The organism is Leisingera sp. ANG-Vp (genome assembly GCF_000813725.1).
GTDB lineage: Bacteria > Pseudomonadota > Alphaproteobacteria > Rhodobacterales > Rhodobacteraceae > Leisingera.
Genome location: NZ_JWLD01000047.1, coordinates 89,075 through 102,108, shown reverse-complemented (window position 1 = coordinate 102,108; position 13,034 = coordinate 89,075). Strand labels below are relative to the sequence as shown.

General features: G+C 61.6%; 11 protein-coding genes. 8 read left to right on the top strand and 3 right to left on the bottom strand.

Annotated elements, in window-relative coordinates; translation table 11 throughout:
- Positions 1 to 251 precede the first annotated feature (251 nt).
- Complete coding sequence (locus RA20_RS16320) at positions 252 to 1,427, top strand: type III PLP-dependent enzyme (RefSeq protein WP_039131036.1); 1,176 nt, start codon at positions 252 to 254, stop codon at positions 1,425 to 1,427.
- A 76-nt stretch (positions 1,428 to 1,503) separates the two neighbouring features.
- Complete coding sequence (locus tag RA20_RS16315; RefSeq protein ID WP_039131034.1) at positions 1,504 to 2,361, top strand: urea carboxylase-associated family protein; 858 nt, start codon at positions 1,504 to 1,506, stop codon at positions 2,359 to 2,361.
- Between the two features lie 256 nt (positions 2,362 to 2,617).
- Here RA20_RS16315 and deoD read toward each other — a convergent pair whose 3' ends face one another.
- The 3 genes from deoD to RA20_RS16300 all read right to left on the bottom strand — a co-directional run bounded on the left by deoD (position 2,618) and on the right by RA20_RS16300 (position 5,744).
- A complete protein-coding gene (gene deoD, locus RA20_RS16310) occupies positions 2,618 to 3,322 on the bottom strand; it encodes a purine-nucleoside phosphorylase (RefSeq protein ID WP_039131031.1) in 705 nt (234 codons plus the stop codon).
- 18 nt (positions 3,323 to 3,340) lie between these two features.
- Positions 3,341 to 3,658 carry an H-NS histone family protein gene (locus RA20_RS16305; RefSeq protein ID WP_039131163.1) on the bottom strand — a complete coding sequence of 106 codons (318 nt, stop codon included), beginning with the start codon at positions 3,656 to 3,658 and terminating at the stop codon, positions 3,341 to 3,343.
- Between the two features lie 118 nt (positions 3,659 to 3,776).
- Positions 3,777 to 5,744, bottom strand: a complete 1,968-nt coding sequence (locus RA20_RS16300) for a protein meaA (RefSeq protein ID WP_039131029.1) — start codon at positions 5,742 to 5,744, stop codon at positions 3,777 to 3,779.
- 173 nt (positions 5,745 to 5,917) lie between these two features.
- Between RA20_RS16300 and RA20_RS16295 the strand changes: the two genes are divergently transcribed.
- The 6 genes from RA20_RS16295 to RA20_RS16270 all read left to right on the top strand — a co-directional run bounded on the left by RA20_RS16295 (position 5,918) and on the right by RA20_RS16270 (position 12,884).
- Positions 5,918 to 7,336 carry a 1-acyl-sn-glycerol-3-phosphate acyltransferase gene (locus RA20_RS16295; RefSeq protein WP_039131025.1) on the top strand — a complete coding sequence of 473 codons (1,419 nt, stop codon included), beginning with the start codon at positions 5,918 to 5,920 and terminating at the stop codon, positions 7,334 to 7,336.
- 111 nt (positions 7,337 to 7,447) lie between these two features.
- On the top strand, positions 7,448 to 8,734 hold the full coding sequence (gene ccrA / locus RA20_RS16290) for a crotonyl-CoA carboxylase/reductase (protein ID WP_039131023.1): 1,287 nt from the start codon (positions 7,448 to 7,450) through the stop codon (positions 8,732 to 8,734).
- 358 nt (positions 8,735 to 9,092) lie between these two features.
- Positions 9,093 to 9,812 (top strand): helix-turn-helix transcriptional regulator, encoded by a 720-nt coding sequence (locus RA20_RS16285; RefSeq protein ID WP_039131021.1) that lies wholly within the window; start codon positions 9,093 to 9,095, stop codon positions 9,810 to 9,812.
- Between the two features lie 94 nt (positions 9,813 to 9,906).
- On the top strand, positions 9,907 to 10,548 hold the full coding sequence (locus RA20_RS16280; RefSeq protein ID WP_039131018.1) for an acyl-homoserine-lactone synthase: 642 nt from the start codon (positions 9,907 to 9,909) through the stop codon (positions 10,546 to 10,548).
- 63 nt (positions 10,549 to 10,611) lie between these two features.
- Positions 10,612 to 12,150, top strand: coding sequence for an ATP-dependent DNA helicase (locus RA20_RS16275; RefSeq protein ID WP_039131016.1), 1,539 nt, complete (start codon positions 10,612 to 10,614; stop codon positions 12,148 to 12,150).
- Positions 12,147 to 12,884, top strand: a complete 738-nt coding sequence (locus tag RA20_RS16270) for an SDR family oxidoreductase (protein ID WP_039131013.1) — start codon at positions 12,147 to 12,149, stop codon at positions 12,882 to 12,884. The genes RA20_RS16275 and RA20_RS16270 overlap by 4 nt, the downstream gene beginning before the upstream one ends.
- Positions 12,885 to 13,034: the final 150 nt, after the last annotated feature.

Below are 13,034 nucleotides of genomic sequence, written 5' to 3'. Positions count from 1 at the left end.
GGCGCGGTGCCACGCCCAACTGTGAAAAGCCTTTTCAAAAGGCGCATGAACAGGCGGGAGAGCGCTCTGAGGGGCAGGGCCGGCAGCCATGCGCAAAAAACACTTGAAAGACTCGCCTCTTTCGCCGATACGGACGCGCAAGACGCCAACGCACGCGCCTCTGGCGAAAGGGGTCACGCCCCTACGGTTACGTAGCGACGGTAACGTCTCTGACAGAACTGAGCGGTCATATATGGCCGGGTCTTTTGGAGATGACCATGAACGCAAACGTAGCCGGGCTGACCGCCCGTCAGGGCGAAGCCGTATCCCGCACCCTGAGCTTCATCGCCGCCAGCCGGTTCGACCGGCCCACCTTGGTTGTCGACGCCAAGGCGGTGGCCGCAAAGTACCGGGCGCTGGCGCGCGGTCTGGGGCGGGCGCGGATCCACTACGCGGTCAAGGCCAACCCGGCGGCGGGCATCCTGGAGCGGCTGGTGCAGGAGGGCGCCAATTTCGACGCCGCCAGCCGCGCCGAGATCGAGATGTGCCTGGCCGCGGGTGCAGCTGCGGGCCGGATCACCTTTGGCAACACCATCAAGCGGCCGGCCGACATCGCTTTTGCCCACAGCATCGGCATCACCCATTTTGCCGCTGACGCCCGCGAGGAACTGGACAAGCTGGCCGAATTCGCGCCCGGCGCCAAGGTCTGCCTGCGGCTGATCGTGGAGGCCAGCGAAGCGGACTGGCCGCTCAGCCGCAAGTTCGGCTGCACGCCGGACAAGGCTCTGAAGCTGATGGACTATGCCGCGACCCGCGGGCTGCAAGTGGAGGGGCTGTCGTTCCATGTCGGCTCGCAAACCCGCGAGCCGCGGATGTGGGCGGGCACCCTGGATCAGGTGGCACGGGTTTGGAAGCAGGCAGAAGACGCGGGTCACGAGCTGCACCTGCTGAACATCGGCGGCGGCTTTCCTGCGTCTTATGGCACCGAGATGCTGCCGGCAGAAGATTACGCCGCAGCGGTGATGGAACTGGTCAACGAACGCTTTGGCGAGGTCCCTGGGATCATGGCTGAGCCGGGCCGCGGCCTGGTGGCCGAGGCCGGCGCGATTGCCGCCGAGGTGCTGCTGGTGTCGCGCAAGCACGACGATGATCTGCACCGTTGGGTTTATCTGGATATCGGCATGTTCTCGGGTCTTGCGGAAACCATGGACGAAGCGATCCGCTACCGCATCACCACAGACAGGGATCATGAAACCACCGGCCCCTGCATTCTGGCGGGCCCCTCCTGCGACAGCGCTGATGTGCTTTATGAGCGCAAGCCTTACCAGCTGCCGCTGGGCCTGAAGGGCGGCGACCGGGTGGTGATCCACTCCTGCGGCGCCTACACCTCGACCTATGCATCGGTGGGCTTCAACGGCTTCCCGCCGCTGGATGTGGTGGTGATCTGACGGCACGCTCAGGCGGGGCTTGCAACCGGCGGGCGCCGCGGTCTTGATAGGGCAAACGAACAGGAAGGTTTGCCCTATGAACAGCACCCCCGCTGCCCCCGCTGATGCAGAAGCCCGCCGCGCTGTAAAGCCGGTGATCTGCTATCCAAACGAAACCCTGCCGGCTCCGGACCTGCCGCTGTACCGCAAAGCGCGGGAAGGGGCAGTAAAGACCGGCGAAGTGCTGGCGCAGCCGCGCGATGCGGCCTGTTTCGAGGTGCCCGCAGGGCATTTCTTCCGCATCACCTCGGTCGAAGGGCCGCAAGTGGGGGACTTGAACCTGTGGAACAAGAACGACCTCAGCGAGCGGTTCTATTCCGGCAAGACCCGCGCTCTGCACGGCACCCATATCACCGCAGGCGAACGGATGTGGACCAGCTTCCCGCATCTGCGGCCGATGGCGACCATCATCGATGACACGCTGGGCTGGTACGGGATCGATGAATTCGGCGGCTCGGTGCATGATGTGATCGGCACCCGCTGCGACCCCTATACCGGCAACCTGCTGGCGGGCAGCCAATACCACCATTGCTGCCATTCCAATCTGACCCGGGCGCTGGCAGCGCATCTGGGCGTCTCACTGGAAGAGGCTGAGCCGCATGTGCATGATGTCCTCAACGTCTTCATGTGCACCGGATTTACCCGTGACACAGGCCAGTACTTCATGAAAGCCAGCCCGGTGCGCCCTGGGGACTACTTGGAGTTTTTTGCAGAGATCGATCTGCTGGGAGCGCTCAGCGCCTGTCCGGGCGGAGACTGTTCCGCCGAGCATTCCAGTGACACGGCGGCCTGCTACCCGCTGAAGATCGAGATTTTTGCACCGGCTGAGAACGCGCTGGCAGAATGGCAAAGCCCGCCTGTGAACGGGTATGACTGCAGCCACGGGTGCGGCTGAAGCGGATAGAAGCCTGTCTCTTCTCTTTCCGCGCCAAAATTGACTTTAATTCCGAATCCTGCGTTCGGCTTTGAAAGGATCCTGCCGGTATTATTTGAAAATAGCGGCCTATGTTTTCCGCAATATTGAATATCCGCCAGCAGTAAGATCACTGGCGGATGCGGATTTCCTGACTGATTGGTCAATTCTGCAGTGCTGATCAAAAAAAGGGCAGAGGGTGGCCTCTGCCCTGAAACTGGAAATGATTTACGTAGCGTCAGGAAAACGCTGCTTCCAGCGCAATTTCCACCATTTCGCCGAAACTGCGTTCGCGCTGATCGGAGGGCAGCGCCTCACCGGTTCCCAAATGGTCGGATACGGTCAGAACAGCCAGAGCCCGGCAGCCATACCGCGCTGCCAGCGTATAGAGTTCTGCCGCTTCCATTTCGACGCCAAGAATGCCGTGGCGCACCATTTGCTCATTCAGATCGGGACGCTCGTCGTAAAAAACGTCCGACGAATAGATGCCGCCGATATGGGTCGCCGCCCCGTGTTTGGCCGCGGCCTGAGCAGCTGCCTGCAGCAGGCCCCAATCTGCACAGGGGGCATAGTTCAGCTCCCTGAAAATACCGCTGGAGGGGCTGTTCACGGTGCTGGCTGTCATTGCCAGGATCACGTCGCGGACCTTGACCTTGTCCTGCATCCCGCCGCAAGAGCCGATGCGGATCAGCGTCTTGGCGCCGTAGTCCCGGATCAGCTCATTGGCATAAATCGACAGCGACGGCATTCCCATGCCGCTGCCCTGGATGGTCACCTGGTGCCCGTTCCACGTGCCGGTGTAACCCAGCATGCCGCGCACCTCGTTGATCAGCTTGGGATTTTCCAGGAAGGTTTCTGCTGCCCACTTCGCCCGGTAAGGGTCGCCCGGCATCAGGACCGTTTCCGCAATATCCCCTTTTGCGGCGCCAATATGAATGGTCATGGCTGTGCTCCGCCGGGATCAGATTTCCAGATCGGAAATATCCATGCCAGCGGTCAGCGCGGCATGCACCCAATGCGGTTTGCGGCCGCGGCCGGTCCAGGTCTCTTCCGGGTTTTCCGGATTGCGGTACTTTGGAGCAGCCTTGGTTTTCTTGGTGCCTTGGCGCGAAGCGCTGGCGATTTCATCCAGGGAAAATCCGAATTTCGCTGCAGCTTCCTCGGCGGCTTTCAGGGCTTCCTGGCGCTCACGCAGTTCTGCTGTGCGCAGCGCTTCTTCCACGTCGCCCTGCAGCTGAAGAAGTTCTTTTCTAGACATTGTTGAAAGATCGACGGTCATTTTGAACTCCACATAAAAATGACATACCGGAGAGCCCGGTATGTCATCATTTATGGCGCAAATGCCAGACGCCTTTCAGCATCTTTTTCGGAATTCGCGGAAAATTGCGCAGAAAAAGTTAATTTGCTGCAATTTCCGATGGTTTTGCCAGGTCGACGATGTCGCTCATAATTGAATTGAGCTCGAAGTCCTTGGGCGTATAGACCCGGGCGACTCCCATTGATTTCAGCCGGTCAGCATCGTCATCGGGAATAATTCCGCCGACAATCACCGGAACATGGGAGAGGCCGGCGTCTTTCATCCGGGTCATCATTTCCTCGACCAGCGGCAAATGGCTGCCGGAAAGGATCGACAGGCCGACCACATGGGCGTCGTCTTTTTGCGCCGCTTCCACCAGCTCGGCCGGGGTCATGCGGATACCGTCATAGGTGATGTCCATGCCGCAGTCGCGGGCGCGGAAGGCGATCTGCTCAGCGCCGTTGGAGTGGCCGTCCAGCCCGGGCTTGCCGACCACAAACTTGATCCGGCGGCCCAGCACGTCGCTGACGGCGTTCACGGCGTCACGCAGGTCATCGAGCCCTTCGGTCTTGTTCGAGACCGATGCCGACACTCCGGTGGGGCCGCGGTAGGTGCCATAGACCTTGCGCATCTCCTCGGCCCATTCGCCGGTGGTGACGCCGGCCTTGGCGGCGGCAATCGAGGGCTCCATAATGTTGGCACCGCTCTGTGCCGCAGCGCGCAGCCCCGCCAGTGCCTTTTCGACAGCCGCCGCATCGCGTTCGCCGCGCCAGGTATTGAGGCGCGCAATCTGCTCCTGCTCCACCGCCGGGTCGACCACCATGATGCCGCCGTCCTCGGTCTGCAGCGGCGAGGGTTCGCCTTCGGTCCATTTGTTGACGCCGACCACAACGGTCTCGTTCTTCTCGATGCGGTTCAGGCGCTCGGCGTTGGAGTCGACCAGGCGGCCTTTCATGTATTCGATTGAGGCCACGGCGCCGCCCATCGACTCCAAGTTGGCCAGCTCGGCGCGGGCGCCTTCCTTCAGTTCTTCAACCTTGGCGTCAACAGCCGGGTTGCCGTCGAACAGGTCGCCGTATTCCAAGAGGTCGGTTTCATAGGCCAGGATCTGCTGCATCCGCATGGACCACTGCTGATCCCAGGGGCGGGGCAGGCCGAGTGCCTCGTTCCAGGCGGGCAGCTGCACCGCGCGGGCGCGGGCCTTTTTCGACAGGGTCACCGCCAGCATCTCGATCAGGATGCGGTAGACGTTGTTTTCCGGCTGCTGCTCGGTCAGGCCCAGCGAGTTCACCTGAACGCCGTAGCGGAAGCGGCGGAACTTGGGGTCGGCAACGCCATAACGTTTTTCGCAGATTTCGTCCCACAGATCGACAAAGGCGCGCATCTTGCACATTTCAGTGACGAAGCGGATGCCCGCGTTCACAAAGAAGGAGATACGGCCGACCATGGCCGGGAAGTCCTCAGGCGCGATACGCGGCTTCAGTTCGTCCAGCACCGCCTGGGCGGTAGCCAGCGCAAAGGCCAGCTCCTGCTCCGGCGTCGCGCCGGCTTCCTGCAGGTGGTAGGAACACACGTTCATCGGGTTCCACTTGGGCACGTTGGTGTAGCAGTACTCCGCCACATCCGCGATCATCTTGAGGCTGGGCTTGGGCGGGCAGACATAGGTGCCGCGGCTCAGATACTCTTTGATCAGGTCGTTCTGCACCGTGCCCTGCAGTTTCGACACATCCGCGCCTTGTTCCTCGGCCACCGCGATATACAGCGACAGCAGCCAGGGGGCGGTCGCATTGATGGTCATCGAGGTGTTCATCTGCTCCAGCGGAATCTCGTCGAACAGGGTGCGCATGTCGCCCAGGTGGCAGACCGGCACCCCGACCTTGCCCACTTCGCCGCGGGCCAGAACGTGATCGCTGTCATATCCGGTCTGGGTCGGCAGGTCGAAGGCTACCGACAGGCCGGTCTGGCCCTTGGCCAGGTTGGCACGGTACAGTGCGTTGGACGCCGATGCCGTGGAATGGCCGGCGTAGGTGCGGATCAGCCAGGGGCGGTCTTTTTGCGTCTGCGGCATGAGCGGGCCTCGCGAGTCAGTGTGGCGGTAATTTTATTTCGTCAGGCAGATGTAAACTGCAATTTTCAACCCGTGTCAATTCGCTGCGTTGCGGCAATTCCGCCTTTGCGGTGCGCAAACCCCTGAGGTCAGCATGCTTGTAATGCCTGCTGGCCTCACGCAAGGTTCATAATATGACGCAAACCGTGGAACTTCCGCTGTGGCTCTTTGTGCTGATCCTGGGCTTTGCCGCAGTGACCTTTGCCTCGCATTTCCTGTTCCCGTCGGTGCGCTGGTTCTTCCGGCGGCGTCTGGAGCGGGCGGTGGCGCGGCTGAATCAGCGGCTGGAACGGCCGATCGAACCGTTCAAGCTGGCCCGGCGCCACGACATGATTCAGCGGCTGATCCATGATCCGCAGGTGACACAGGCAGCGGTGGATCATGCAGCGGCAGAAGGCATCCCGGAAAACGTGGCCTTTGAACAGGTCCGCCGCTATGCGCGGGAGATCGTGCCGGGGTTCTCGGCGTTTGCCTATTTCGGCTTTGCGATCCGGGCGGCGCGGCTGCTGTCCAACGCGGTCTACCGGGTGCGGCTGGGCCACCAGGACGAGGCGGCGCTGCGGGCGATTGATCCCGACGCCACCGTGGTCTTTGTGATGAACCACCGGTCCAACATGGATTACGTGCTGGTCACCTATCTGGCCGCAGACCGCTCGGCTTTGTCTTATGCTGTGGGGGAGTGGGCGCGGGTCTGGCCCTTGTCGCGGCTGATCCGGGCGATGGGGGCCTATTTCATCCGCCGCCGCTCGCGCAATGATCTCTACCGCAGGGTCCTGGCGGCCTATGTGCGGCTGGCTACGCGGGGCGGATCAACACAGGCGATGTTTCCCGAAGGCGGGTTAAGCCTGGATGGTGCGCTTGCCCCTGCCAAGCTGGGCCTGCTGAAATACATCGTCGAGGGCTATGACCCGGAAGGGCGCGATGTGGTTTTTGTGCCGGTGGCGCTGAACTACGACCGGGTCCTGGAGGACAAGATCCTGACTTCTGCCGCCAAGGCGGGCGAGCGACGGTTCCGGGCCCGCATTGGTCTGGTGGCGCTGCGGCTCATGCGGCAGCTGTGGCTGTGGATGACCGGGCGTTATCACCGTTCGGGCTATGCAGCGGTGAATTTCGGCCGGCCCTTGAGCCTCGCGGAATTCGGTGCGGGGCGGGAAAGGGACATCACCACGCCGCTGGCGCGGGAACTGATGGAGCGGATCAGCGGTATTGTGCCCGTACTGCCGGTGCCATTGATTGCGTCTATTCTGCTGCGCAAGGACGGCCTCAGCCGTTCTGCCATTGAACGCAGGCTGGACGCGCTGATTGCCGCGATGCCGCTGGCCTATGTCCATATGCCGCGTGAAAACCTCGCTTACGCCGCCGAAGTGGGGCTGCGCCAGCTCGTGCGGCGCGGGCTTATCGCCCAAGAAAACGGCCGGTTTTCCCCGGTAGAGGAGCGCTGCGACCTGCTGGAATTCTATGCAAATTCCATCCGCCACCTGCTGCCGGAGGACAGCGCAGCCGACGGTTTTTCTGCACCTGCTAAAGATAATGCTGCATCCGCAGGGTTATAAAATTACCAAGAGGGAGCAAAAGTGGTTGCATTATTACCGCCTCGATCCTATTCCCTAGGTAACCGCTGCGATTCTGCACCGCGGCAAAACTAGGACACAAAGGAGGCCATCATGGCTTTGGACACCCAGACTGACGTCATGTCGTACGAGGCGCCCGAGAAAGATCTCTATGAGATGGGCGAAATGCCCCCGATGGGCTATGTGCCCAAGAAGATGTATGCATGGGCGATCCGCAAAGAGCGCCACGGCAACCCGGATACCGCGATGGTGCAGGAAGTTGTCGATGTGCCCCAGCTGGATAGCCACGAGGTGCTGGTTCTGGTGATGGCGGCCGGCGTCAACTACAACGGCGTCTGGGCGTCGCTGGGCAAGCCGATCTCGCCGTTTGACGGCCACGGCCAGCCGTTCCACATCGCTGGTTCCGATGCCTCCGGCATCGTCTGGGCGGTGGGCTCCAAAGTGACCCGCTGGAAAGTCGGCGACGAAGTTGTCATCCACTGCAACCAGGACGACGGCGACGACGAGCACTGCAACGGCGGCGACCCGATGTACTCCAACAGCCAGCGCATCTGGGGCTATGAGACTCCGGACGGCTCGTTTGCCCAGTTCACCAATGTGCAGGCCCAGCAGCTGATGCCGCGCCCCAAGCACCTGACCTGGGAAGAGGCCGCCTGCTACACGCTGACCCTGGCCACCGCTTACCGTATGCTGTTCGGCCATGAGCCGCATGACCTGAAGCCGGGCCAGAACGTTCTGGTCTGGGGCGCTTCCGGCGGCCTGGGCTCTTATGCGATCCAGCTGATCAACACCGCCGGCGCCAACGCCATCGGCGTGATCTCGGACGAGAGCAAGCGCGACTTTGTCATGGGTCTGGGCGCCAAAGGCGTGCTGAACCGCAAGGACTTCAACTGCTGGGGCCAGCTGCCCACAGTGAACACCCCGGAATATGCCGAGTGGTTCAAGGAAGCCCGCAAGTTCGGTAAGGCGATCTGGGACATCACCGGCAAGGGCAACAATGTCGACATGGTGTTCGAGCATCCCGGCGAAAGCACCTTCCCGGTCTCCACCTTTGTGGTGAAGAAGGGCGGCATGGTTGTGATCTGCGCCGGCACCACCGGCTATAACCTGACCTTCGACGTGCGCTACATGTGGATGCACCAGAAGCGCCTGCAGGGCTCGCACTTTGCCCATCTGAAGCAGGCCGCGGCCGCCAACCAGCTGATGGTCGAGCGCCGCCTGGACCCCTGCATGTCCGAGGTGTTCACCTGGGCGGACCTGCCGGAAGCACACATGAAGATGCTGCGCAACGAGCACCTGCCGGGCAATATGTCGGTTCTGGTGCAGGCGCCGAAAACCGGCCTGCGCACCCTGCAGGATGTGCTGGACGCCGGCAGCTGATTTCCAGGCGAGTTTGCCTGACAGGAAACAACCCGCGAATCGCAGCAGCGGTTCGCGGGAATTTTTATTTATAATTTTATCTTTTTCAGATGGCTATGCCTCTTGCCATCGCCATTTATGGGGAGCGCAAGCTTGTGATAACTACTGATTTTATGGTTATAGAAGCACGGAAACGGGTTAACTCGCGTTTTGGATGAGTATCCGGAAATAAACTTCATGAAGGCCGGAGGTTGTCATTGACCGAGAGGTATCCGGCACTGCAAAAGAACCGGCAAACGGTGGTGAGACGGCTTAGAGTAACCTTGAAGGTTGCGTTGCGCCAGTTCCTCCCGAGTTTTGAATACAACGGTATGCAACAATGGCAGCTAAGGCAGAACTGGACCGCATTCTGGAGGCGCTTGACGCCACCGAGACTTTGGATGGTCTGCATCAGATCATTCATAAAGTCTGTGATGGGTTCGGTGTTGACCATGCTATGTATCTTTGGGTCGAAACAGCGGGCAACCACTACTACTTTGGCTCTTACCCGCCCGAGTGGACCCAGCGCTACATTGACAAGGCCTATTCTCGGGTCGATCCGGTGGTGGTGGGCTGCTACCAGAGGTTCCATCCTGTTGACTGGAAACGGCTGGACTGGTCGCCCAGGCCGGCCCGGGAATTCCTGAAAGACGCACTGAAACACGGGGTGGGCAACCAAGGCTATGCGATTCCGATTCGCGGCCCGAACGGCCAGTTCGCTCTGTTCACTGTCAGCCATAATTGCGACGATGCCGCCTGGGAGAGGATTACCGAGAAGCACAGCCGTGACTTCATTCTGATGGCGCATTATTTCAACCGTAAAGTGCTTGAGCTTGAGCCCTCCAGGAATGCCGAGCAGGCACAGCCGCTGTCGCCCCGCGAGGTGGATGCCTTGACGCTGCTTGCCATCGGCTACAGCCGTGCCCAGGTGGCCGAAACGCTGTCAATCTCGGAGCACACGCTGCGTGTTTATATTGAAAGCGCCCGCTTCAAGCTTGGCGCGATCAACACAACACATGCGATTGCCCGCGCGTTGAGTCTCGGTTTGATTGTAATTTAACGGCGCTTGCGCAGTTTAGGGTTGCGCGCCTCTCGGGTAGCAATCTTAAAGGTCGTACCATTCCCCTGTTTTTCTACCAGAAGGGGACTACACTATGCTGCGCTATGTTTATGGCCACGACCTCCACAATTATGCTGACTTGACGCAGTCGATGTTCCGGGACAGGGCTGACCAGTTCAAGACACGGCTGGGCTGGGACGTGACAGTCAATGGCGAAGGAGAAGAGCGGGATCAATACGACGATCTTGATCCGCTCTACATGATCTGGGAACTGCCGGACGGAAGCCATGGCGGCTCGATGCGGTTCCTGCCGACAACCGGGCGGGTGATGGTGAACGAGGTGTTCCTGGACCTGTGCAACGGGGTGCCGGTCTGCAGCCCGCTGATCTGGGAGTGCACCCGGTTCTGCCTGTCCCGCAATGCGCATGGCAAAATTGCCGCCGGGCTGATGCTTGGCAGCCTGGAAATCATGCGGAACTTCGATGTTCCCCACTATACTGCGGTTTTCTACCGGCACACGGCGCGGGCCTTCCGCAATCTCGGGTTTGGCCCGGAGATTGTCAGTTCCCAGGGGCGGGGCCGTAATCCGATCTGCATGGGGTACTGGGAGTATTCCGAGGCAACCTACCTGAAAGTGGCTGCCAAAGCAGGCATCGCGCCGGAGCTGTCGCAGCTGTGGTTCGACCGCGCCTTTGGCGGTGCGCCGGAACACGGCCCGCTGGCGATGTCCGCCTGATAAGTCATAAGCATAGGGCCGGATCCTCTGGCGGACCCGGCCCGCCGCCTGTAGGGTCGCGCCATGACAGCTCTGCCCGTACAGTTCTCCGATGACCAGGCCACCGCTTACGACAGCGTGACCGAACTCCTGCACAAGGCAGGTGTGGATCTTGACGACGGGTTGCTGCACCCGCCCCGCGGCGACGCTGGGGTGATGGCTGTGATCGGCAAGGCTGGATCGGGCAAAACCCTGCTGCTTGCCGAACTCTACAAGGCGCTTGAGCAGGCAGGTGTCGAGGTCGTCTCAGGCGACTATGAAAGCCGCAAGAAAGGCGACGACCGCCGGACCCTGGCTATCCTGGCCCCCACAAACAAGGCGGCGAGCGTGCTGCGCCTGCGCGGGGTGCCTGCCACAACCATTCACCGTATTCTCTATACCCCGGTTTATGATCCGGAGTTTGAGAAGATCGCCGAATGGCTGGCAGGGCAGGGCGACCAGCCCGAGATCGAAGGGCTGACGGAGGAAGCGCTGGCGCGCGCCGCGGCCTTCTATGAAAAGAACAAGTCGATCCCGGGTGCGCTGGCAGCTGCGGGCCTGCGCGGTTCCGACTTTATCACCGGCTGGAAACGGCGGGAGGAGCCGCTGGACATCGGTTTTGTCGACGAAGCCTCGATGCTGGACGACCGCCAATTCGAGGATTTGAAGGAGATCTTCCCCAATCTCATCCTGTTCGGCGATCCGGCGCAGCTGGCGCCGGTGAACCAGTCAGGGTCGATGGTGTTTGACGCGCTGCCCGAGCCGCGCCGCCTGATCCTGAACCGCATCCACCGGCAGGAGGCGGGCAACCCGATCCTGGACCTGGCTCATGCGCTGGCCGATCCGCAGCTGGGGTTCGAGGATTTCGAGCGCATGGTGGAAGACACCGCGCGCCGCGACGACCGGGTGGTCTGGGGGCAGCGGGTGGAGGTCGACTTGATGGCGCGCTCGCCGGTGCTGGTCTGGCGCAACAACACCCGCATCCGGCTGATCAATGCCTTCCGCAGTGTCTACGGGGCACCGGAGGATGAGCTGATTGCCGGCGAACCGCTGATCTGCGACGGTATCGAGCTGCCTTTGAAGCACCGCAAGAAACGCCTGGACCTGGAGGCCCGCGGGCTGATCAAGGGCGCTCAGGTGATCTTTCTCGGCCCCGGCCGCAAGCCGGGATTCTCGCGCCTGCATGTGATGGGGGCGGAAGATCCGCAAGTCTCGGCAGCGTCGATCGTGAAGATCGAAAAACCTGATGAGGAAGAACCTTTCATTCCCTATGCGGCCCGTATGGGCGCGGCCTTTCTGCATGGTGCTGCGGTCACCATTCACAAAGCGCAGGGCTCGCAATGGGACACCGCACAGGTTTTTGCCCCGGATATCTATGCTGCGGCCCGTATGGGCCGGGTGGAGGCGGGCCAGCCATTGTGGAAGCGGCTGGCTTATGTGGCGATCACCCGCGCCCAGAACAGGCTGATTTGGGTTGTCCGCAACCGTCTGGCCAAACCCTCTGGCCCGCTGCCGGTGGATGATTTGAAGGCCGTGCCTGCCGCTGCACTGACACTGGAAGCACAAGAGGATGCCCCCGCATGAGCAAAACCATCCTGATCACCGGCGCCAGTTCCGGCATCGGCCGTGCTGTGGCGGAATTGTTCCTGGCCAAAGGCTGGGAAGTGGGGCTGGTGGCCCGCCGGGCGGAAAAGCTTGAGGAGGTTGCGCAGGGCAATCCGGGGGCCCGTGTGCTGCCTGCAGATGTGACTGACCCGGAAGCCGTGAACCGCGCGGTGGAGAGCTTCGCAGCGGCAGCAGGCCGGCTGGACGTGCTGTTCAACAATGCCGGCATCTTCACTCCGCCGGGCACTATCGACGAAATCCCGCTGGAGGACTGGTTCGCCTCGGTCAATGTGAACCTGACCGGCATGTACCTGACCGCCCGGGCTGCGTTCCGCCAGATGCGCCGTCAATCGCCGCAGGGCGGGCGGATCATCAATAACGGCTCCATCGCTGCCCATGTGCCTCGGCCGCAGTCGGCGCCTTATGCGGCCACCAAGGCAGCGGTCACCGGCCTCACCAAAAGCCTGTCGCTGGACGGCCGCCCGTTCAGCATTGCCTGCGGCCAGATCGACATCGGCAACACGCGCACGCCGATGGTCGAGGACCTCAGCCAGCGCCACGCGGAAGCCAACCCCGAGGCGGAGCCGATGCACACTTTTGCGGTGGAGGATGCAGCAAGATCGGTTCTTCACATGGCCAGCTTGCCGCTGGAGGCCAATGTCCAATTTATGACCGTGATGGCTACCAATATGCCTTACATCGGCCGCGGCTGAGCCCTCCCGCCCGTCGCTGGTGCATTGAAATGCACCGCTCCCGTTGGGCGCGGCGCTGCGCTGGCGCGCAGCGTGCCTCCGGCGGGGGGATTGTGTACCAGAAAGAAGCCATCACCACGAGGCTTCTTTCTGGGCAAAAATACCCCGGGG

Bases quoted from the DNA above. Each gene is read 5' to 3' on its own strand.
- RA20_RS16320 (WP_039131036.1), top strand. From the start codon at position 252: ATGACCATGAACGCAAACGTAGCCGGGCTGACCGCCCGTCAGGGCGAA.
- RA20_RS16315 (WP_039131034.1), top strand. From the start codon at position 1,504: ATGAACAGCACCCCCGCTGCCCCCGCTGATGCAGAAGCCCGCCGCGCT.
- deoD (WP_039131031.1), bottom strand. From the start codon at position 3,322: ATGACCATTCATATTGGCGCCGCAAAAGGGGATATTGCGGAAACGGTC.
- RA20_RS16305 (WP_039131163.1), bottom strand. From the start codon at position 3,658: ATGACCGTCGATCTTTCAACAATGTCTAGAAAAGAACTTCTTCAGCTG.
- RA20_RS16300 (WP_039131029.1), bottom strand. From the start codon at position 5,744: ATGCCGCAGACGCAAAAAGACCGCCCCTGGCTGATCCGCACCTACGCC.
- RA20_RS16295 (WP_039131025.1), top strand. From the start codon at position 5,918: ATGACGCAAACCGTGGAACTTCCGCTGTGGCTCTTTGTGCTGATCCTG.
- ccrA (WP_039131023.1), top strand. From the start codon at position 7,448: ATGGCTTTGGACACCCAGACTGACGTCATGTCGTACGAGGCGCCCGAG.
- RA20_RS16285 (WP_039131021.1), top strand. From the start codon at position 9,093: ATGGCAGCTAAGGCAGAACTGGACCGCATTCTGGAGGCGCTTGACGCC.
- RA20_RS16280 (WP_039131018.1), top strand. From the start codon at position 9,907: ATGCTGCGCTATGTTTATGGCCACGACCTCCACAATTATGCTGACTTG.
- RA20_RS16275 (WP_039131016.1), top strand. From the start codon at position 10,612: ATGACAGCTCTGCCCGTACAGTTCTCCGATGACCAGGCCACCGCTTAC.
- RA20_RS16270 (WP_039131013.1), top strand. From the start codon at position 12,147: ATGAGCAAAACCATCCTGATCACCGGCGCCAGTTCCGGCATCGGCCGT.